This is a genomic window from Sphingomonas sp. BT-65 (assembly GCF_026107375.2).
In the GTDB taxonomy this organism is placed as follows: Bacteria; Pseudomonadota; Alphaproteobacteria; order Sphingomonadales; family Sphingomonadaceae; genus Sphingomonas.
On record NZ_JAPCIA010000001.1, the window covers coordinates 2,667,719 to 2,686,294 of the forward strand.

Below are 18,576 nucleotides of genomic sequence, written 5' to 3' on the forward strand. Positions count from 1 at the left end.
CCTGACCCGCCCCGAACAAGGGCGGTACGGGCCCTTAGCTCAGTCGGTAGAGCAACTGACTTTTAATCAGTAGGTCGATGGTTCGAATCCATCAGGGCTCACCACTCCTTCAGGCCGGAACCAGCCCTGCCCGCGCCGCCGCGGCGAAATAGCCGCGCATTCCCGCCGCCGCCCGCTCGGTCAGCGTGATGTGCGCGCGGCGCTTGTCGGTCGGGTCGGGATCGCGGCCGAACAGCTCGGCGTCATGCATCGTCCCGATCCAGCGCAGCGCGGTGGTCGGCGGTACGGCGGCGGCGATGCACAGGCTGGAGACCGACACGCGCCGCCCCTCGAGCCGCGCAGCATAGAGGTCGAGCAGCATGTCCCAGGCCGGATCGGCGAACAGCTCGGCCGCGAAGAACTGGTCGCGCAGCCGCCGCGCGCGGATCGTGGCACGTACGGCGCGCGGATCGGCATCGGGCTCCTCCGCCGGCTCGCTGCGATAGCCGGGGGTACGGTCACGCACGGCGGGCTGCTCGGCGGTGAGCTGGCTCAGCACTTCGGCGAGCCGGGCAACCTCCTCGTTGAGCAGGCGCAGCCGCTCGGCCTCGCGCTCGCGGGTCGCGTCGTGCAGGCGCATGCTCGGCGGCAACAGCGCGTGCGCCACCGCTGCCGCCTGCTCTCCAGGGCTCGCGCCGCAGAGCAGCACGGCACCAGTGCCCAGCATCGGACCGGCGATCGCATCGATCGCCTCCGGGTCGAGCAGCACGACGGCCCGGCAATCGCGCTCCACGATCGGCCCGGCGAGCGATTCCGCCAGCTCCGCTGCCGCCTCCGGCGAAAGTCCGCCGGCATCGACGAGCAGCAGGTCGAGGCTGGCCTGGGCCGCGATCCGCGCCCCCGCATGGTCCGGGGTGACCAGCCCGAGCGCGCGGGCGCCCGTGGCTTCGATCAGCCGTTCGAGCGATGTGAGGCGCTCGGACGTACCCACGGCCAGCGCCCCGGGGGGACCGGCCAGGTCATTCAGGGAAGAGCGGGTGAGCGTCTCAAGCATCCGAAACCTCCGCTTTGCAGTGCATTGCGGATGTTTCCCCGGTTTGTGCCAAGGACGTAAGCAAAAGTGCCTCCGTTCTCAATCCGTTTCGGAGGAGTTATCTCCGGAACGGATCAAGAACGCAAGCGGTATCTCAGCCGAACACTTCTTCGGCGTCGTCGAACTCGTCCTCGACGAGCAGGCGCGCCGCGGCCGCGGCGCTGCCGCCGCTCAGCGCGACCCACACCGCCGCGACCACGGCGCCGCCGACCGACTGCAGGATCATCATGACGCTGAAGCTGCCCAGCCGCTCGGCCTGGCGCTCGGCGGCGAGCATGGTCGCGTCGGGATTGCCTGCGGCGGCCAGGATGTCGGCGAAATAGCTCCCCATCGAGAAGATGCCGACGATCATGCTCAGGATGAAGCCGATCACCACCACCACCAGCGCGGCGCCGAACAGCGTCCAGAAATGGCCGCGGCTCAGCCGCCATGCCTCGCCGATCACGAACTCGCCGCGATGCAGGGTGAGCGGGAAGGCGAGCGAGAAACGGATGATGAAATAAATGGCCAGCCCGAACACCACGAGGCCGATCAGGAGCGAGACGAGGAAGGTGAGCGCCGGCGATTCGCTGCCCATCGCGACCCCGGCGCCGAACAGGCCCAGCACCAGGCTGGCGAGGAAGAACAGGATCACGCTGCCGATGAAGAACAGAATCGTGAGGACGATCATGCGCAGTTCGTCCATCCCGACGCGCAGGAAGGCGAGGCCGCCCGCGTCGGGGCGCAGCACCGAGCGCATCGCCGCGGTGTAGAGCACCACGCCGACCAGCGCGAGCACCAGGTTGAGCAACCACACCGGCCCCATCGCCGCCATCACGGCGTTCGGATCCGCAGCCGTCGCCGGGTCCATCGCCGCCGTCATCATCGGCGCCATCGTCAGCAGCATCGCGATATTGCCGGCAAGGTAGATGCCCGCCCAGATCGCCACGGCGGTGAAATGCTCGCGGAACACGCCGAATGCGCCTTCCAGAATCCGTCCGACACTGATCATCGTCCAGCCCCCTATTTGGCTGGCCAGTCCCGCCGAATCAGTCGAGCGACTTGACGATTTCCTCGACCATCTTCTTGGCGTCGGCCAGCAGCATCATCGTGTTGTCCTGATAGAAGACGTCGTTGTCCACCCCTGCGTAACCGACGCCGCCCATCGAGCGCTTGATGAACAGCACGGTCTTGGCCTTATTCACGTCGAACACGGGCATGCCGTAGATCGGCGAGGACTTGTCGGTCTTGGCCGCCGGGTTCACCACGTCGTTGGCGCCGATGATGAAGGCGACGTCAGTCTGGCTGAACTCGCTATTGATGTCCTCGAGCTCGAACACCTCATCATAGGGGACGTTGGCCTCGGCGAGCAGCACGTTCATGTGCCCCGGCATGCGGCCCGCGACCGGATGGATCGCATATTTGACGCGCACGCCATGTTCCTTGAGCTTGTCGGCCATCTCGCGCAGCACGTGCTGCGCCTGCGCCACCGCCATGCCGTAGCCGGGAACGATGATGACCTGTTCGGCCTGCTGCATCAGGAACGCCGCGTCCTCGGCCGAGCCCCGCTTCCACGGCCGGTCGGTCACAGCCGCCGCCGCGCCGCTGCCGCTGTCGCCGCCGAAGCCGCCCGCGATCACGCTGATGAAGCTGCGATTCATCGCGCGGCACATGATGTACGAAAGGATCGCACCCGAGCTGCCGACCAGCGCGCCGGTGATGATCATCGCGGTGTTGCCGAGCGTGAAGCCCATCGCCGCCGCCGCCCAGCCCGAATAGCTGTTGAGCATCGACACTACGACCGGCATGTCCGCGCCGCCGATCGGGATGATCAGCAGGAAGCCGATCAGGAACGAAAGGCCGGTGACGGTCCAGAACACCCAAGGCGATTGGTCGGTCACCAAATAGCCGATCAGGCCGAGGATCGCGGCCAACGTGCCGAGGTTGATGAGATGCCGGCCGGGCAGCATGATCGGCTTGCCCGACATGTTGCCGTTGAGCTTGGCGAAGGCGATGACCGAGCCGGAGAAGGTGATCGCGCCGATCGCGACGCCCAGCCCCATCTCAATCAGGCTGACCGCGAAGATCTGCCCCGACGAGTCGGCGATGTGGAACGCCTCCGGGTTGAGGAAGGCGGCCGCCGCCACCAGCACTGCGGCGAGGCCGACAAGGCTGTGGAACGCCGCGACGAGCTGCGGCATTGCGGTCATCGCAATCTTGCGCGCGATGACGAAGCCGATGATCCCGCCGATTGCGATGGCGGCGCCGATCTCGGGCAGCGACGCGACCTCATGCGTGACCAGCGTCGTCACCACCGCGATCGCCATGCCGAACATGCCGAAACGGTTGCCGCGGCGGCTGGTCGCGGGCGAGGACAGGCCGCGCAGCGCGATGATGAAGCACACGCCCGCAATCAGATAGGCGAGCGCAACCCAGGGGTTCAGCGGAGCAAGCTCGTGCATCGGCTCAACCCTTCTTCTTGTACATGGCGAGCATGCGCTCGGTCACGGCGAACCCGCCGAAGATGTTCACGCTGGCGAGTGCGACCGCGATCAGGCCGAGCCATTTGGCGATCGGGCTGCCCGCCGCGGCCGCCGCGATCAGCGCGCCGACGATGATCACCGAGGAAATGGCATTGGTGACGGCCATCAGCGGCGTGTGCAGCGCCGGGGTGACCGACCACACGACATAATAGCCGACGAAGCACGCCAGCACGAAGATCGACAGGATCGAGATGAAGTCCATGTCAGCGCTCCCCTTTTCCGGCGCGTCGTGTCACCGCGCCAGCCGCTCGGTCAGCAAAGTGACGAGTCCGGGCACATCGGCGCCGCGGCTCAGTTGAAGCTCGATCGGCGGCGACCCCGAGATCGTCAGGGTGAGCTCGGAATCGAGGTCGAAATGCCCCGCGCTTTCGATCGTGAACGTGGTGATCGCGCGATAGGGAATGGTGAGATAGCGCTTCTTGGTGCCGGTCAGGCCCTGAACGTCGATCATCAGGATGCGTTTGTCGGTGAACAGGATCGTGTCGCGGATCAGCCGGAACGCGAAGCGCACCTGCTCGCCCTGCGCCAGCGCATGCGCGAAGTCGCTCGCGGCGTCGGCGGGGTCATGCACGGTGGCGTTGACGAACCCCATGCCTCAGCCCTCCAGCAGCCGCGGATTGACCACCTTGCCCTCGCGGGTCAGCCGGATCGCATCGCCGATCTCCTCGTCGAGCACCGGCTTGCCGGCTTCCTTGTCCCAGAAGGCGGAGAGGAAATTGTAGAGGTTGCGCGCGAACAGCGCCGAGGCGTCCGACGCGAGGCGCGAGGGCACATTCTTGTGCCCGACGATCTTCACGCCGTGCTTCTCGACCACTTCGCCCGCGACCGCGCCCTCGACATTGCCGCCGCTCTCGACCGCGAGGTCGACGATGACCGAGCCCGGCCGCATGGACGCGATCTGCGCGTCGCTGATCAGGCGCGGTGCAGGGCGCCCCGGGATCAGCGCGGTGGTGATGACGATGTCCTGCTTGGCGATGTGCGACGAGACGAGCTCGACCTGCGCCGCCTTGTACTCGTCGCTCATCTCGGTCGCGTAGCCGCCCGAGCCCTCGCCCTCGATCCCCGCGACCTTCTCGACGAAGATCGGCTTGGCGCCGAGCGAGAGGATCTGCTCCTTCGTGGCCGAGCGCACGTCGGTCGCCGAGACCTGCGCGCCGAGGCGCCGCGCGGTGGCGATCGCCTGAAGCCCGGCGACGCCGACGCCCATCACGAATACTTTGGCGGCCGAGACGGTGCCCGCCGCGGTCATCATCATCGGGAAGGCGCGGCCATATTCGCCCGCCGCGTCGAGCACTGCCTTGTAGCCAGACAGGTTTGACTGCGAGGAGAGGATGTCCATCGACTGCGCGCGGGTGATGCGCGGCATGAACTCCATCGCCAGCGCTTCGATCCCGAGCGCGGCATAGGCATCGACTCGCGCCCGCTCCCCGAACGGGTTGAGGCCCGCGGCGAGCCAAGCACCGGGCTTGATCCCCTTGAGGCTCGCCGGATCCGGCCCAGCCACGCCGAGCACGATGTCGGCGTCCGCCAGCACCTCGGCGCGCGAGCCGACCGTCGCGCCAACGGTGGAAAAGGCGCTGTCGTCCAAGGAAGCGGTGTCACCCGCCCCGCTCTCGACCGCCACTTCGGCGCCGAGCGAGACGAACTTCTTGACCGTTTCCGGCGTCGCGGAGACGCGCCGCTCGCCGGCGGCGGTCTCCTTGAGGACCGCGATCTTCACCTCAGGATGCGATCAGGAAGATCACGATTACGGCGATAATGACGGTGACCAGCGTGCCGATCTTCATCATCCGCATGAAGCCGCCATAGGTGTTTTCATGTGCCTTCATGTCGCCGGACTGGGCCATGCGTAGCTTCCCCTCTAACGCGTTGTTGGCCGCCTCATTAGACGCGACGCCCCCGCCTCTCAAGCCCCGCAGCCTTTCGAACGCTTAAGCCGGTCTTTACCGACTGGCGCTATCGCAGGTGACCGATTTAGGGACACTGGGGACAAAAGGATGACGCGCAACGGCCAGCGCCTCCTGATGCTGATCGATGACGAACCCGCGCAGCGGCGGCTGGTGGCGGCGATCGCCGCGCGCCGCGGCTGGCGCACGGTGTTCGCGGGCGACGGCGAGACCGCGCTGGCGACGCTCGGCACGCCCGACGGCATGGCGCTGGACGCGATCGTGCTCGATCACTGGGCGCCGGACTTCGACGCGGCACGGCTGATCGCCGAGCTGCGCGCCAACCGCCCGATGCTCCCCATCCTGTTGCTCACCGCCAATGGCTCGGTCGCCGCCGCGGTCGCCGCGATGCGCGCCGGGGCGACCGATTTCCTGGTCAAGCCGCTCGCGCCCGAACGCCTGCTCGCCGCGCTCGACACCGCAGTGGGCGCCAAGGTCGCGGGCGAATTGCGCCCGCTGACCGAAAAGATGGGCGCACACCTCGCCTTCGACGAGATCGTCGGCTCGGCGCCGCAGTTCCGCGCCGCGCTCGCCATCGCGGCGAAGGCGGCGCGCGCGCGCGTGCCCGTGCTGATCGAGGGCGAAAGCGGCGTCGGCAAGGAAGTGGTGGCCGAGGCGATCCACGCGGCCAGCCCGCGCCACGCCAAGCCGGTGGTGCGGGTCAATTGCGGCGCGATCCCCGCCAACCTCGTCGAATCCGAGCTGTTCGGGCACGAGAAGGGCGCCTTCACCGGCGCGTTCGAGCGCAAGATCGGCCGCTTCCAGGAGGCCGATGGCGGGACCATCCTGCTCGACGAGATCGGCGAGATGCCGCTCGAGGCGCAGGTCAAGCTGCTGCGCGTGCTGCAATCGGGCGAAGTCCACCCGATCGGCGCGCGGCATGTCAGCGAGGTCGACGTCCGCGTGATCGCCGCGACCAACAAGACGCTGGCGACCGAGGTCGAGGAAGGGCGCTTCCGCGAGGACCTCTATTACCGGCTCAACGTCGTGCAGGTGACGATCCCGCCGCTGCGCGAGCGCGCCGGCGACATCGCCCCGCTCGCCCGGCATCTGCTCGCGCGGATCGCCGAGCAGCCGGGCCTGCGCCCGCTCGGCATCACCGACGATGCGATCGCGCTGCTCGCCAGCTATGACTGGCCGGGCAATGTCCGCCAGCTCCAGAACGCGCTGTTCCGTGCCTCGGTGCTGTGCGACGGCGACGCGCTGACGCGAGCCGATTTCCCGCAGATCGCGCAGCTTTCGGGCGGACGTCCGGCGGGGAGCGGGGCAAATGGCGGCGCGGCATCGGGTGCCGGGATCACGCTGTTTCGCGCCGACGGCAATCTGCGTGCGCTCGACGAGATCGAGGCCGATGTGATCCGCCTCGCGATCGGCCATTATCGCGGGCGGATGACCGAGGTCGCGCGGCGGCTCGGCATCGGTCGCTCGACGCTCTACCGCAAGCTCGGCGAGCTCGGGATCGACCAGAACGCGGCCTGACGCCTGCTAGATCTCGTCGTCCAAATGGCTTTGCCGCAGGCTGGGCAGCATGCGGTGGAACACCACATCCTCGTCAAAGAATTGGTGCTTGAGCGCGCCACAGGCGTGGATGACGATCAGCAGCAGCAGGAGATAGACAGCCGCTTCGTGCACTGTGGCCAGCCAGTCCCGCAGTTCGGCGGACTTTCCGATCGGGAGGTCGAACCATTGGATGCTGCCGAAAATCTTGCCCGTGCCGCCCCCCGCCGACATCGTTGCCCAGCCGATCAGCGGGATTGCGAGCAGCAGAAAATAGAAACCAAAATACACGCTGCGCGCAAAGATGCGCTCCCACTTCGGCACGCTATCGGGAAAGCGTGGCCAGGGATGGGCGAGCCGCCAGCCGATCCACAGGATGGTGAGCAGCAGCACGGCGATGTTGATCGACTTGTACCATGGAAACAGATCGCGATCATTTGGCATGGTGACGGCGATCACGATGTTGGCGATCACCAGCACCGCCACGGTCCAGTGGATCAGGATCGATACGTTCGAATAACGGTCATAGGCTTCGCGCATGGCTCCTCTCCTGACGACCTTATGGTCGTCAAGCGCGCGAAACGGCGGATTGTTCCGGCGGCGGTACGCCTGATCTGGCGAAACCCGGACGGCTTCCCATATACTGTCCGCGATGCTTCGATTCCTGCTCGTGATCGCCGCGCTGGCGGCTCTCGCATTCGTCGCCGTCACGCTGTTCGCGGTCGGTGCGGCTGGCCTCGCCTTGTTCTTCGGGGCGCGCAAGCTGCGCCAGCGCATCGCCGGCGCCAAGCTCAAGCGGATGAAGCAGGCGCGGCCCGCCGATCCGCTCGAGGCGGCCTGGGCGAGCGCCGCGGGCGAGGCGGACTGGGCGGTCAGCCGGATTTCCGCCGCGCGCACCAGCTGCGCGCGGCTGATCGCGATTGCCGACGCCGAGCCGCTCGCCGCCGACGTGATCGACTGGGCCAATGTCGTGCGCCGCCGCGTGCCCGATCTGGTCACGGCCTGCCTGGCGGAAAGCCGCGACGCGACCGCAGCCGAGCGCCGTCGCAACCTCGAGGACCTGGTCGAGAGCCTCGAGAAGATCGGCGCCGAGGCCGAGCGCCGCCGCGACCGCTTCCGCGAGGCGCGGGTCAGCCCGTTCGCGGTGCAGCGCACCTATGTCGAGCAGCGCACCCGGCCCGATCCGCTGGGCTGATGATCCCGGTCCTCGCCCTGATCGCTGCGGCGATGTTCAGCGGGGCGGCAATCTATGTTCTGGTTGCGGAACACCCGGCGCGAGGCGTGCTCGCGCCGCGCGACCAGCTTGCCCAGTGGAAGCCTTCGTACGCGCGGGGCGCGGTCATGCAGGCGTCGCTCGCGCTTCTGGCGGCCGTCCTCGGCATTGTCGCCGGACTCGCGCAGGGACCAGCTAGCCTTGCTTCGAGCTGGCTCTGGCTCGCGGGCGGCGGATTCATGCTGGGGGCGATCGTCTGGACCTTCGCGCTGATGTGGACGCTCAATGGACGCATCAAGGCGACGCCGCTCGATCAGGCCTCGGACGAGACCGTGGCGATGCTTCGGCGCTGGGGCCATCTGCACGGCGGACGAACCGCATTGGGCGTCGCCGGATTGCTCTGCTACGCGATCGCGCTCGTCGGATTGCCGGGGTTCAGCGCGACGTAAGCGCCGCGTCGCGCATCCCGCGCCATACCCTCAACGCCTGCACTGTTTCCGGTACGTCGTGCACGCGCAGCAGCTGCACGCCGAGCTCGGCCCCCTTGAGCGCGAGCGCGAGCGAACCGCCGAGCCGCTGCTCCGCGGGCGCTTCGTTCGACAGCGCGCCGACGATGCGCTTGCGGCTTGCGCCGAGCAGCAGCGGTACGCCCAGGCCATGGAACAGCGCCAGGCCGTTGAGCAGCGCGAGATTGTCGGCGAGCGACTTGCCGAAGCCGATGCCGGGATCAGCGAGGATGCGGGTGCGGTCGACGCCGGCCGCGACCACCGTTTCGATCCGCGCCTCCAGCCAGTCATAGATCTCGACCAGCGGATCGCTATAGCCGCGCCCGCCATCGGCGCCCTGCTTGGGATCGCCGGCATGCATCAGCACCACCGGGCATTGCGCGCGGACCACGATATCGAGCGCGCGGTCGTCCCATAGCAGCGCCGAGACGTCGTTGACGAGATGCGCGCCAGCGGCGAGCGCTGCCTCCATCACGCTGGCCTTGCGCGTGTCGGCCGAGACCAAAGTGCCGCTGCGCGCCAGCCGCTCGATGACGGGGACGACGCGCTTGATCTCGTCGCCTTCCCACACTTCCTGCGCGCCCGGCCGGGTGGATTCGCCGCCGACGTCGATCAGCGCCGCGCCCGCTGCCGCCATATCGACCGCCGCGGCTGCCGCCGCCTCGGCATCGTCGAGATGCTTGCCGCCGTCGGAGAAACTGTCGGGCGTCATGTTGAGGATGCCCATCACCTGCGGCTGGTCGAAGCGCAGCACGCGCTCGCCGAGCTGGAGCGGCGGGCGGGGCGCGGTGATGCGCGCGGCGAGCGCCTGCAGCCGTGCGTCGTCCGGCAGATCGCCGACGGGGATGGTGCGCTGGAGCACGCGCTTGCCGTTCTCGACCGCGATCAACTCATAGGCCGAGAACCACAGCAGCCCGCCCGCCAGCCGCGCCACCTCGCCGTCGCGCTCGATCGGCGAATCGGCGAACTGGACCGGGCGGAGATAGAGCCGGGCGTTGGTGGGAAGCTGCACGAAAATTTCCTGCTCTGGTTTCGTATGCGCGCTCGATTCCACCTTCGTGATTCGGGTGGGAAAGCGGGAGCTAGTTTAACCTAATTGGTTCGCGTAGGAAAGCTGTGCGGGTTTTTGGCGGATTTGCGCGGGTTTCGAGCGACGGGGTGGCACGGCTCCGGGCGCCGGCGCGCCGTATCGGGGCGAGCCGAAGGGATGGCGCAACGGAACATGTCGCGTCCGATGTTCGCGATTGCGCTCGGCGCAATTCCGCTTGGCGGGCGGGGGTGGCGAACATGTCCTCGACTTGGATTTGATCGCTCTCGCCCCCTTTTCGTCACCCCGGCCTTGTGCCGGGGCACGGCTCCCCGCGCAACGGACGCGAGCCTTATGTCCAGCGCTCGCCTCCCGGTGGACCCCGGCACAAGGCCGGGGTGACGGCAGGTGGTTACGGCTGGGTCGCGAGAATATAGGTCTGGCGCAGCGCGTCGATCGGCTTGAGGCCGTCCTCCGCCTCGTAATGCCAGAAGGTCCAGCCGTTGCACGAGGGCGCGCCCTGCAGCGTCGCGCCGACCTTGTGGATCGAGCCGGCAGTGCCGCAGTCGCTGAGCAGCGAGCCGTCGGCCTTCACTACCGCGCGCCAGCGGCGCTTGGTGTCCGAAAGCACCGCGCCGGGCGTCAGATAACCGGTCTCGATCAGGGTGCCGAAGGCGACGCGCGGCGCCTGGCGCGGGGCCATCATCGTGGTGACGGCGCTCTCGTCGAGCGGCAGCGCCGCGGCGATGCGCTCCTGCGCCGCCTCGACATAATTGCCCTCGCGCTCGATGCCGATCCAGTGGCGGCGCAGGCGCTTGGCCACCGCGCCGGTGGTACCGGTGCCGAAGAAGGGGTCGAGGATGACGTCGCCGGGTTTGGTGCAGGCGAGCATCACGCGATAGAGCAACGCCTCGGGCTTCTGGGTCGGGTGGACCTTGGTGCCGTTCTTCTTCAAGCGCTCCTGCCCGCCGCAGATCGGGAATTCCCAGTCGCTGCGCATTTGCAGCTCGTCGTTGAGCGTCTTCATCGAGCGATAGTTGAAGGTGTATTTCGCCTTCTCGCCCATCGACGCCCAGATCAGCGTCTCGTGCGCGTTGGTGAAGCGCGTGCCCTTGAAATTGGGCATCGGGTTGGCCTTGCGCCAGATGATGTCGTTGAGGATCCAGAAGCCGAGGTCCTGGATCGCCGAGCCCACCTTGAAGATATTGTGGTAGCTGCCGATCACCCAGATCGTGCCGTTGGGCTTGAGGATGCGGTGCGCCTCGGCGAGCCAGGCGCGGGTGAAGGCGTCATAGGCATTGAGCGAATCGAACTTGTCCCAGTCGTCGGTCACCGCATCGACGAAGCTGCCGTCGGGGCGATTGAGGTCGCCGCCGAGCTGGAGGTTGTAGGGCGGATCGGCGAAGATCATGTCGATCGAGGCGGCCGGCAGGGCGCGCATCGCCTCGATGCAATCCTGCTGGATGATCGAATCGAGCGGCAGCACGTCGACCCAGCTGCGGGTGCGAACCTCCGTCCCCTCGCGCTGGCGCGCAATCTTTGGCGCGACCTTCTCGATGACCCCCATTAACTACTCCCGAACCCGTTGAGCGGGCGAAACGCCATGAAAGGGCGGACTCCGTCAAGCGAACAATAGTTAACGGAAAGCCTTGGGATTCCGTTAACTTGGCGGAACATTTCGCGACCGGCCCAGATGTTGAGTCTGCGGGTTATCCACAGGCCCAAGGGATGGGGTGTGGCGCGGAGGACTCATTTTGCAAGAACCGATGTGCGGCAGGTTGTCATAAATTTACATGATCACAGCATCGGAGTGCCTACTGCTAACCCATCAACCTCAGGGCTTCCCAGATTTAAGCGCCGGACGCGTGTAAACGTGAATAGATGCGCCTTATCGAAGCGAGGTGCCAATGACTTACCAGGACGAGATCGCCCGGGCCAATGCGCCCATCGCCGCCGAGAATGGCCGCTGGGACGGGATCGATGCCGAATCCGTGGTGCGGATGCGGCTGCAGAACCGCTTCCGCACCGGGCTCGATATCGCACGCTACACCGCCGGGATCATGCGCCGCGATATGGCGGCGTACGACGCCGATCCCGCGGCCTACACCCAGTCGCTGGGCTGCTGGCATGGTTTCATCGGCCAGCAGAAGCTGATCGCGATCAAGAAACATTTCGGCACCACCAAGGGGAAGTACCTCTACCTCTCGGGCTGGATGATCGCGGCGCTGCGCAGCGACTTCGGGCCGCTGCCCGATCAGTCGATGCACGAGAAGACCAGCGTCCCCGCGCTGATCGAGGAACTCTACACCTTCCTCAAGCAAGCCGACGCCCGCGAGCTCGGCATGATGTTCCGCGAGCTCGACGCCGCGCGCGATGCCGGCAACGCGGTCGAGGCGGCGCGCATCCAGAATGCGATCGACAATTACGAGACGCATGTCGTGCCGATCATCGCCGATATCGATGCGGGCTTCGGCAATGCCGAGGCGACCTATCTGCTGGCGAAGAAGATGATCGAGGCGGGCGCCTGCGCGCTGCAGATCGAGAACCAGGTCTCAGATGAGAAACAGTGCGGGCACCAGGACGGCAAGGTCACCGTGCCGCACGAGGACTTCCTGGCGAAGGTGCGGGCGTGCCGCTACGCCTTTCTCGAGCTCGGTATCGACGACGGGATCATCGTCACGCGGACCGATTCGCTGGGCGCGGGGCTGACCAAGCAGATCGCCTATTCGAAGGAACCGGGCGATCTCGGCGACCAGTACAACGCCTTCCTCGATTGCGAGGAGGTGACCGATCTCGCCAGCCTGCGCGGCGGCGTGCTGATCGAGCGCGACGGCAAGCTGGTGCGGCCTAAGCGGCTGCCCTCGAACCTGTTCCAGTTCCGCGAGGGCACCGGGGCGGACCGCTGCGTGCTCGACTGCATCACCTCGCTCCAGCACGGCGCCGACCTGCTGTGGATCGAGACCGAGAAGCCGCATATCGAGCAGATCGCGGCGATGGTCGACCGCATCCGCGCGGTGATCCCCAACGCCAAGCTGGTCTACAACAACTCGCCGAGCTTCAACTGGACGCTCAACTTCCGCCAGCAGGTGTTCGATGCCTGGGAAGCGGCGGGCAAGGACGTTTCGGCCTATGACCGGGCCAAGCTGATGAGCGTGGACTATGACGGCACCGAGCTCGCGGCGGAGGCGGACGAGAAGATCCGCACCTTCCAGAAGGACGCGGCGGCGCGCGCCGGCATCTTCCATCACCTGATCACGCTGCCGACCTATCACACCGCGGCGCTCTCGACCGACAATCTCGCCCGCGAGTATTTCGGCGAGGCCGGGATGCTGGGCTACGTCAGGAACGTGCAGCGGCAGGAAATCCGGCAGGGCATCGCGTGCGTCAAACACCAGAACATGTCGGGCAGCGACATCGGCGATGACCACAAGGAATATTTCGCGGGCGAGGCCGCGCTCAAGGCGGGCGGGGTCCACAACACGATGAACCAGTTCGCGGCCTAGGCCGCGCGGCAAGTTTCCTGGGGAGGAAAGGAGGCCCGTCGTCACGTTCCAGCGTGGCGGCGGGCCTTTTCCGTTCGATCCTCCCCCCGGCGGGGGAGGATAAACGCTTCTTATCCCTCGAACTCGATGCTCACGGACGGCGCGCTGCGCTTCGCCTCGCCGTGATAGACCGCCTCGATATTGTTGCCGTCGGGATCGAGCAGGAAGGCGGCGTAATAGCCCGGATGATAGGGCCGCTTGCCCGGCGCGCCATTGTCGCCGCCGCCAGCGTCGAGACCGGCCTGGTGGAACGCTTCGACCTGCGCGCGGCCGGCCGCCTGGAAGGCCAAGTGGTGACGGCCGGTGAGCTCGCCCAGCGCCGCCTCGCTGTCGGGGGTCGAGACGAACAGCTCGTCATACCAGAAGGCCTTGTCCATCTCGCCGCCGAGCGGGATGCCGAGCACCTCGAACACGGCGTCGTAGAAGCGGCGGCTGGCGTCGAGGTCGCGGACGACGAGCTGGATGTGATCGATCAGACGGCCGCGGTGAAGCTGCTGGGTTTCCATGGGGGCATCCTCCTATTCCGCAGCGGCAACCCCCGGGCCGAAATCGAGTTCCGCCTGCGCCACGCGCCAGAAGCTGCGGCGATGGTGCGGGGTGGGGCCATGGATGCGCAGCGCCTCCTGGTGGACCTTGGCCGAATAGCCCTTGTTCGAGCGCCAGCCATATTGGGGATGGAGCGCGTCGAGCTCGTCCATCATGCAGTCGCGGCGGTGCTTGGCGACGATCGAGGCGGCGGCGATCGACAGACACAGCGCGTCGCCGCCGACCACCGCCTGGCTCGCATGCGCCCAGTCGGGGCAGCGATTGCCGTCGACCAGCACGAAGGCGGGTGGCACGTCGAGCGCCGCGACCGCGCGGGTCATCGCCAGCATCGTCGCCCAGAAGATGTTTAGCTGATCGATCTCCTCGACGCTCGCCATCCCGACACCGACGCGCGCACATGCGAGAATCCTGGCGTGAAGGTCGGCGCGCTTGGCGGCGGTGAGCACCTTCGAATCGTCGATGCCGTCGGGGATGCAGCGCGGGTCGAGCACCACCGCGGCGGCGACCACCGGCCCGGCGAGCGGCCCGCGGCCCGCCTCGTCGACGCCCGCCACCGGCCCCTTGTGGAGGCGGGTGTAGCGGCGTTCATATTTGAGGTCGGGCATCCCCTTATCCCTCGATCTCGTCGAACGGCACGACGCCCAGCGCGTGTCCGATCGGGCCATGACCTTGGCCCAGACCGGGGGCGCTGAGCAAGGCGATGCGGACGAACCGGACCGCCTGTTCGAACGCTTCGGCGACGGACAAGCCCGCGCCGAGTCCGCAGGCGAGCGCGCTCGCGAAGGTGCAGCCGGTGCCATGGGTATCGTCGGTATCGAAGCGCTTGGCGATCAATTGGGTGACGCGCTCGCCATTGGGGGCGAAGAGCTGGTCGTGGATCTGCGGGCCCTCGGCATGGCCGCCCTTCTCGGCGAGGTGGCAGCCATGGGCGAGCACCGCCTCGCGGCCGCCCAGCACGGCGAGCTCGTCGAGATTGGGTGTGACCACCGAGGCGAGGTCCATCAGCCGCTCGAACGCCGCGATCGTCTCCGCATCCGCGAGCACGGAGCCGCTGGTCGCGACCATCACCGGATCGAACACGATCGGCACGTCGAGCGCTTCGAGCCGCCCGGCGACCGCGTGCGCGGTATCGGCCGAGCCGATCATGCCGATCTTCACCGCATCGACGCCGATGTCGGAGACCACCGCGTCGATCTGCGCCAGCACCATCTCGACCGGCACCGCGTGGACGCCGGTCACGCCGAGCGTGTTCTGCGCGGTGATCGCGGTGATCGCGGTCATGGCGTGGCCGCCGAGCATGGTGACCGTCTTGATGTCCGCCTGGATGCCCGCGCCGCCGCCCGAGTCGGACCCGGCGATGATGAGGATGCGGGGGATGCTCATTCCTTGAATCGCCGCTCCGTGCTCGCGGGATGTTTCTTCAGCGCCGCGCCTACCCGCGCCGGGCGATCGAGCAGCTCGCCGCCGCAATTGGGGCAGACCTCGTCCATGGCGTCAGCGCAGTCGGCGCAGAAGGTGCATTCGAACGAGCAGATGAACGCGCCGCCCTGATCAGCGGGCAGGTCCACGCCGCAGCGTTCGCAGTCAGGGCGCATTTCGAGCATCACGCCGCCGCCTTGCGCACCGCGTCACAGATGCGATCCACGACCGCCTCGACCTGTGCCTTGTCCTCGCCCTCGGCCATCACGCGGATCACCGGCTCGGTGCCCGAGGCGCGGATGAGGACGCGGCCGGTGCCATTGAGCTCGGCCTCGGCGGCGGCGATGACGTCCTTGACCGCGCCGTTCTCGAGCGGCTTGCCGCCGGCGAAGCGGACATTCTTGAGCAGCTGCGGCAGCGGGTCGAAATGGTGGAGCACCTCGCTTGCGGGCGCGCCGGCGCGGACCAGCTCGGCAAGCACCTGAAGCGCCGCGACCAGGCCGTCGCCGGTGGTGGCATAGTCCGAGAGGATGATGTGACCCGACTGCTCGCCGCCGACATTGTAGCCCGAAGTGCGCATCTTCTCGAGCACATAGCGGTCGCCGACGGCGGTGCGGACGAGGCCGAGGCCCTGGCTCGCGAGGTGGCGCTCGAGGCCGAGATTGGACATCACCGTGGCGACGAGGCCGTTGCCCTGCAGCCGCCCCTGGCGCGCCCAGCCGCCCGCGATCGTCGCCATCAGCTGGTCGCCGTCGACCACCTCGCCATGCTCGTCGACCACGATCAGCCGGTCGGCGTCGCCGTCGAGCGCGATGCCGATATGGGCGCCCGAGGCGACCACCGTCTCGCAGAGCGTCAGCGGCGCGGTCGAGCCGACCTGGTCGTTGATGTTCTTGCCGTTGGGATTGACGCCGATCGCGACAACTTCGGCGCCGAGCTCCCACAAGGCCGAGGGCGCGACCTGATAGGCGGCGCCATTGGCGCAATCGACCACGACCTTGAGCCCGTCGAGCCGCAGATCCTCGGGAAAGGTCGATTTGGCGAAGTGGATGTAGCGGCCGCGCGCATCCTCGATGCGCTTGGCGCGTCCGATATCGGCGGCGGGGGCGAGCGGGATCTCGCTGTCGATCAGCGCCTCGATCGCCAGCTCGTCGGCGTCGGACAGCTTGTAGCCGTCGGGGCCGAACAGCTTGATGCCATTGTCGGCATAGGGATTGTGGCTGGCCGAGATCATCACGCCCATGTCGGCGCGCATCGAATGGGTGAGCATCGCGACCGCCGGGGTGGGCATCGGGCCGAACAGCACCACGTCCATGCCGACGCTGGTGAAGCCGGCGACCAGCGCATTCTCGATCATATAGCCCGACAGGCGCGTGTCCTTGCCGATCACCACGCGGTGCCTGTGGTCGCCGCGGCGGAAATGCGCGCCCGCCGCCATGCCGACCTGCATCGCCATCGCCGCGGTCATCGGCGCGATGTTGGTCTTGCCGCGAATTCCGTCGGTGCCGAAATATTTTCTTGCCATATCCGTGCGCTTTGCGGCCTTGTCGCTGAATCCTGCGGGGCGTGATAGCGCCGCTTTCGAATAAGGGCGAGTATGTCGCAACCCGCAATCAATCTTCCGGCACGGATCGCCACCTTCCTGCTCGGGCCGGCGAACCGTGCCCAGCCGATGCGGATCCTCGTCGCGTTGGTCGCGGCGCTGGCGATCGGCGTCGCCGCGGCGGCCTCGGCGCCCGAACGCGCTCTCGCGGCGGCCGACTGGATCGCGCCGGTCGGGACGATCTGGCTGCACGCGCTGCAGATGACGATCATCCCGCTGGTCGTGTCGCTGCTCATCACCGGCATCTCGGCCACCGCGGAGAAGGCGCGCGCGGGGCGGCTGGCAGGGCGGGCGTTCGTCACCTTCATCGTGCTGCTGTGGGTCTCCTCGGCGCTCGGCGGGGCGCTGACGGTCTTCTATCTCGACCTGTTTCCGCTGGCTTCGAGTTCGGCGCAGGCGCTGCAGGGGGCGTTGGCCGAGAAGACGCCCGAGATCGGCACGGTGCCGCCGTTCATCGACTTCCTCGTCGCGATGGTCCCCTCGAACCCGGTGACCTCGGCGGCGAACGATGCGTTCCTGCCGCTGATCCTGTTCACCACGGTCTTCGCCTTCGCGCTCACCCGGCTCCCCCCGGAGCAGCGCGAGACGCTGACGCGCTTCTTCGAGGCGCTGGGCAATACGATGCTGGTGGTGATCAACTGGGTGCTGTGGCTGGGGCCGATCGGCGTCGCCGCGCTCGCCTATGTCGTCGGCGCACGCGCCGGGACGGCGGCGTTCGGCGCGCTGCTCCACTATGTCGCGATCCTGTGCGGTGTGGGGCTGGTGATGTGGCTGCTCGCCGCGCCGTTCGCGGTGGTCGCGGGCCGCGTCTCGCCGCTGCACTATATCCGCGCGGTGGCGCCGTCGCAGGCGGTGGCCTTCTCGACCCAGTCATCGCTCGCCAGCCTGCCGGCGATGCTCAAGGCGACCGAGAAGCTCGGCGTGCCCGCGGCACATTCGGGCGTGGCGCTGCCGATCGCGGTGGCGATCTTCCGCTGGACCGGGCCGGCGATGAACTTCGCGGTGGCGATCTATGTCGCGCACCTGCTCGGCATCGAGCTCGGGCCGAGCCAGCTCGCCGCGGGCTGGGTGGTGGCGGCGATCACCACGATGGGCGCGGTCGGCCTGCCCGGCACGATCAGCTTCGTGAGCTCGATCGCGCCGATCGCGACGGCGATGGGCGTGCCGATCCCGATGCTCGGGCTGCTCGTCGCGGTCGAGACGATCCCCGACCTGTTCCGCACGCTCGGCAACGTCGCGATGGACGTGAGTGCGACGCGCGTAGTGAGCCTGCGCACCGGCGGCGAGGAGGGGCTGGACGACGAGTCGGACCGGCTGCTCCGGGACGAGGGCTAGGTCCCGGGCGCGTCGACCCGCACCATGCCCGCGTCGCGATGCTCGAAGGTCAGATTGACGCTGCGGTCGCCGACCGGCGCGGTGCGATGCGGCACGCCACGCGGGACGGTATAGAGCTGACCCGGGGCGAGTTCGACGACATGATCGGCGAACTCGATCCGCAGCCCGCCTTCGAGCGAGAGGAAGCTTTCGTCGGAATCGGGATGCACATGCCAGTAGAAGGGCTCGAACATCGTCGAGATCCGGACGACATGGTCGTTGACGTCCGCAACCGGGTGATTGTTGTACGTGTCGCTACGGGCTTCGGCAGCAAGATCGATCGGTTCGCGGACAGGCATCGGACGGCTC

The 18,576-nt window shown here is 67.6% G+C and carries 21 protein-coding genes and 1 tRNA gene; 6 read left to right on the top strand and 16 right to left on the bottom strand.

Annotation, left to right across the window (positions count from 1 at the left end; genetic code table 11):
* The first annotated feature begins 28 nt into the window (after positions 1 to 28).
* Positions 29 to 104: transfer RNA gene (locus OK349_RS12900), tRNA-Lys, on the top strand.
* Positions 105 to 109: 5 nt separating this feature from the next.
* Here the strand turns inward: OK349_RS12900 and OK349_RS12905 are convergent.
* The 7 genes from OK349_RS12905 to OK349_RS12935 all read right to left on the bottom strand — a co-directional run bounded on the left by OK349_RS12905 (position 110) and on the right by OK349_RS12935 (position 5,441).
* The gene (locus OK349_RS12905; protein WP_265118200.1) at positions 110 to 970 is read right to left on the bottom strand and encodes a helix-turn-helix domain-containing protein; all 861 of its coding nucleotides are present in this window, start codon (positions 968 to 970) and stop codon (positions 110 to 112) included.
* 196 nt (positions 971 to 1,166) lie between these two features.
* Positions 1,167 to 2,063, bottom strand: coding sequence for a hypothetical protein (locus tag OK349_RS12910; RefSeq protein ID WP_265118201.1), 897 nt, complete (start codon positions 2,061 to 2,063; stop codon positions 1,167 to 1,169).
* Positions 2,064 to 2,100: 37 nt separating this feature from the next.
* Complete coding sequence (locus OK349_RS12915) at positions 2,101 to 3,513, bottom strand: NAD(P)(+) transhydrogenase (Re/Si-specific) subunit beta (protein WP_265118202.1); 1,413 nt, start codon at positions 3,511 to 3,513, stop codon at positions 2,101 to 2,103.
* Positions 3,514 to 3,517: 4 nt separating this feature from the next.
* Positions 3,518 to 3,796 (bottom strand): proton-translocating transhydrogenase family protein, encoded by a 279-nt coding sequence (locus OK349_RS12920; RefSeq protein WP_265118203.1) that lies wholly within the window; start codon positions 3,794 to 3,796, stop codon positions 3,518 to 3,520.
* A 30-nt stretch (positions 3,797 to 3,826) separates the two neighbouring features.
* Positions 3,827 to 4,186 carry a PH domain-containing protein gene (locus OK349_RS12925; protein WP_265118204.1) on the bottom strand — a complete coding sequence of 120 codons (360 nt, stop codon included), beginning with the start codon at positions 4,184 to 4,186 and terminating at the stop codon, positions 3,827 to 3,829.
* Positions 4,187 to 4,189: 3 nt separating this feature from the next.
* On the bottom strand, positions 4,190 to 5,314 hold the full coding sequence (locus OK349_RS12930; protein ID WP_265118205.1) for a Re/Si-specific NAD(P)(+) transhydrogenase subunit alpha: 1,125 nt from the start codon (positions 5,312 to 5,314) through the stop codon (positions 4,190 to 4,192).
* 1 nt (position 5,315) lies between these two features.
* Entirely contained in the window at positions 5,316 to 5,441 is a 126-nt protein-coding gene (locus OK349_RS12935) for an aa3-type cytochrome c oxidase subunit IV (protein ID WP_265118206.1), read from the bottom strand.
* Positions 5,442 to 5,591: 150 nt separating this feature from the next.
* Between OK349_RS12935 and OK349_RS12940 the strand changes: the two genes are divergently transcribed.
* A complete protein-coding gene (locus OK349_RS12940; RefSeq protein WP_265118207.1) occupies positions 5,592 to 7,019 on the top strand; it encodes a sigma-54-dependent transcriptional regulator in 1,428 nt (475 codons plus the stop codon).
* Between the two features lie 6 nt (positions 7,020 to 7,025).
* Here the strand turns inward: OK349_RS12940 and OK349_RS12945 are convergent, their stop codons facing one another.
* Positions 7,026 to 7,577, bottom strand: a complete 552-nt coding sequence (locus OK349_RS12945; protein WP_265118208.1) for a cytochrome b — start codon at positions 7,575 to 7,577, stop codon at positions 7,026 to 7,028.
* Positions 7,578 to 7,689: 112 nt separating this feature from the next.
* Here OK349_RS12945 and OK349_RS12950 point away from each other — a divergent pair, with 112 nt between their 5' ends.
* Positions 7,690 to 8,232: a hypothetical protein gene (locus OK349_RS12950; RefSeq protein ID WP_265118209.1), complete on the top strand. Its 543-nt coding sequence runs from the start codon at positions 7,690 to 7,692 to the stop codon at positions 8,230 to 8,232.
* Positions 8,232 to 8,699, top strand: a complete 468-nt coding sequence (locus OK349_RS12955; protein ID WP_265118210.1) for an anthrone oxygenase family protein — start codon at positions 8,232 to 8,234, stop codon at positions 8,697 to 8,699. The genes OK349_RS12950 and OK349_RS12955 overlap by 1 nt, the downstream gene beginning before the upstream one ends.
* On the opposite strand, the gene folP is transcribed toward OK349_RS12955, so the two are convergent.
* The gene (gene folP / locus OK349_RS12960; protein WP_265118211.1) at positions 8,686 to 9,768 is read right to left on the bottom strand and encodes a dihydropteroate synthase; all 1,083 of its coding nucleotides are present in this window, start codon (positions 9,766 to 9,768) and stop codon (positions 8,686 to 8,688) included. The genes OK349_RS12955 and folP overlap by 14 nt on opposite strands.
* A gap of 427 nt (positions 9,769 to 10,195) precedes the next feature.
* Entirely contained in the window at positions 10,196 to 11,350 is a 1,155-nt protein-coding gene (locus tag OK349_RS12965; protein WP_301531117.1) for a site-specific DNA-methyltransferase, read from the bottom strand.
* Between the two features lie 340 nt (positions 11,351 to 11,690).
* Here OK349_RS12965 and OK349_RS12970 point away from each other — a divergent pair, with 340 nt between their 5' ends.
* Complete coding sequence (locus OK349_RS12970; protein WP_265118212.1) at positions 11,691 to 13,286, top strand: isocitrate lyase; 1,596 nt, start codon at positions 11,691 to 11,693, stop codon at positions 13,284 to 13,286.
* 110 nt (positions 13,287 to 13,396) lie between these two features.
* On the opposite strand, the gene OK349_RS12975 is transcribed toward OK349_RS12970, so the two are convergent.
* From OK349_RS12975 to glmM, 5 genes are read right to left on the bottom strand one after another with little or no spacing between them, the layout of a single operon-like run.
* A complete protein-coding gene (locus OK349_RS12975; RefSeq protein ID WP_265118213.1) occupies positions 13,397 to 13,831 on the bottom strand; it encodes a VOC family protein in 435 nt (144 codons plus the stop codon).
* Between the two features lie 12 nt (positions 13,832 to 13,843).
* Positions 13,844 to 14,476, bottom strand: coding sequence for a ribonuclease HII (locus tag OK349_RS12980; RefSeq protein WP_265118214.1), 633 nt, complete (start codon positions 14,474 to 14,476; stop codon positions 13,844 to 13,846).
* 4 nt (positions 14,477 to 14,480) lie between these two features.
* Entirely contained in the window at positions 14,481 to 15,254 is a 774-nt protein-coding gene (gene thiD, locus OK349_RS12985; protein ID WP_265118215.1) for a bifunctional hydroxymethylpyrimidine kinase/phosphomethylpyrimidine kinase, read from the bottom strand.
* A complete protein-coding gene (locus OK349_RS12990) occupies positions 15,251 to 15,475 on the bottom strand; it encodes a DUF1272 domain-containing protein (RefSeq protein WP_265118612.1) in 225 nt (74 codons plus the stop codon). Before OK349_RS12990 ends, thiD begins: the two co-directional genes overlap by 4 nt.
* On the bottom strand, positions 15,475 to 16,815 hold the full coding sequence (gene glmM, locus OK349_RS12995; protein ID WP_265118216.1) for a phosphoglucosamine mutase: 1,341 nt from the start codon (positions 16,813 to 16,815) through the stop codon (positions 15,475 to 15,477). Before glmM ends, OK349_RS12990 begins: the two co-directional genes overlap by 1 nt.
* Positions 16,816 to 16,887: 72 nt before the next feature.
* Here glmM and OK349_RS13000 point away from each other — a divergent pair, with 72 nt between their 5' ends.
* Positions 16,888 to 18,228, top strand: coding sequence for a dicarboxylate/amino acid:cation symporter (locus tag OK349_RS13000; protein ID WP_265118217.1), 1,341 nt, complete (start codon positions 16,888 to 16,890; stop codon positions 18,226 to 18,228).
* Here OK349_RS13000 and OK349_RS13005 read toward each other — a convergent pair.
* A complete protein-coding gene (locus OK349_RS13005) occupies positions 18,225 to 18,566 on the bottom strand; it encodes a cupin domain-containing protein (protein WP_265118218.1) in 342 nt (113 codons plus the stop codon). The two genes, OK349_RS13000 and OK349_RS13005, sit on opposite strands and share 4 nt — an antisense overlap.
* Positions 18,567 to 18,576: the final 10 nt, after the last annotated feature.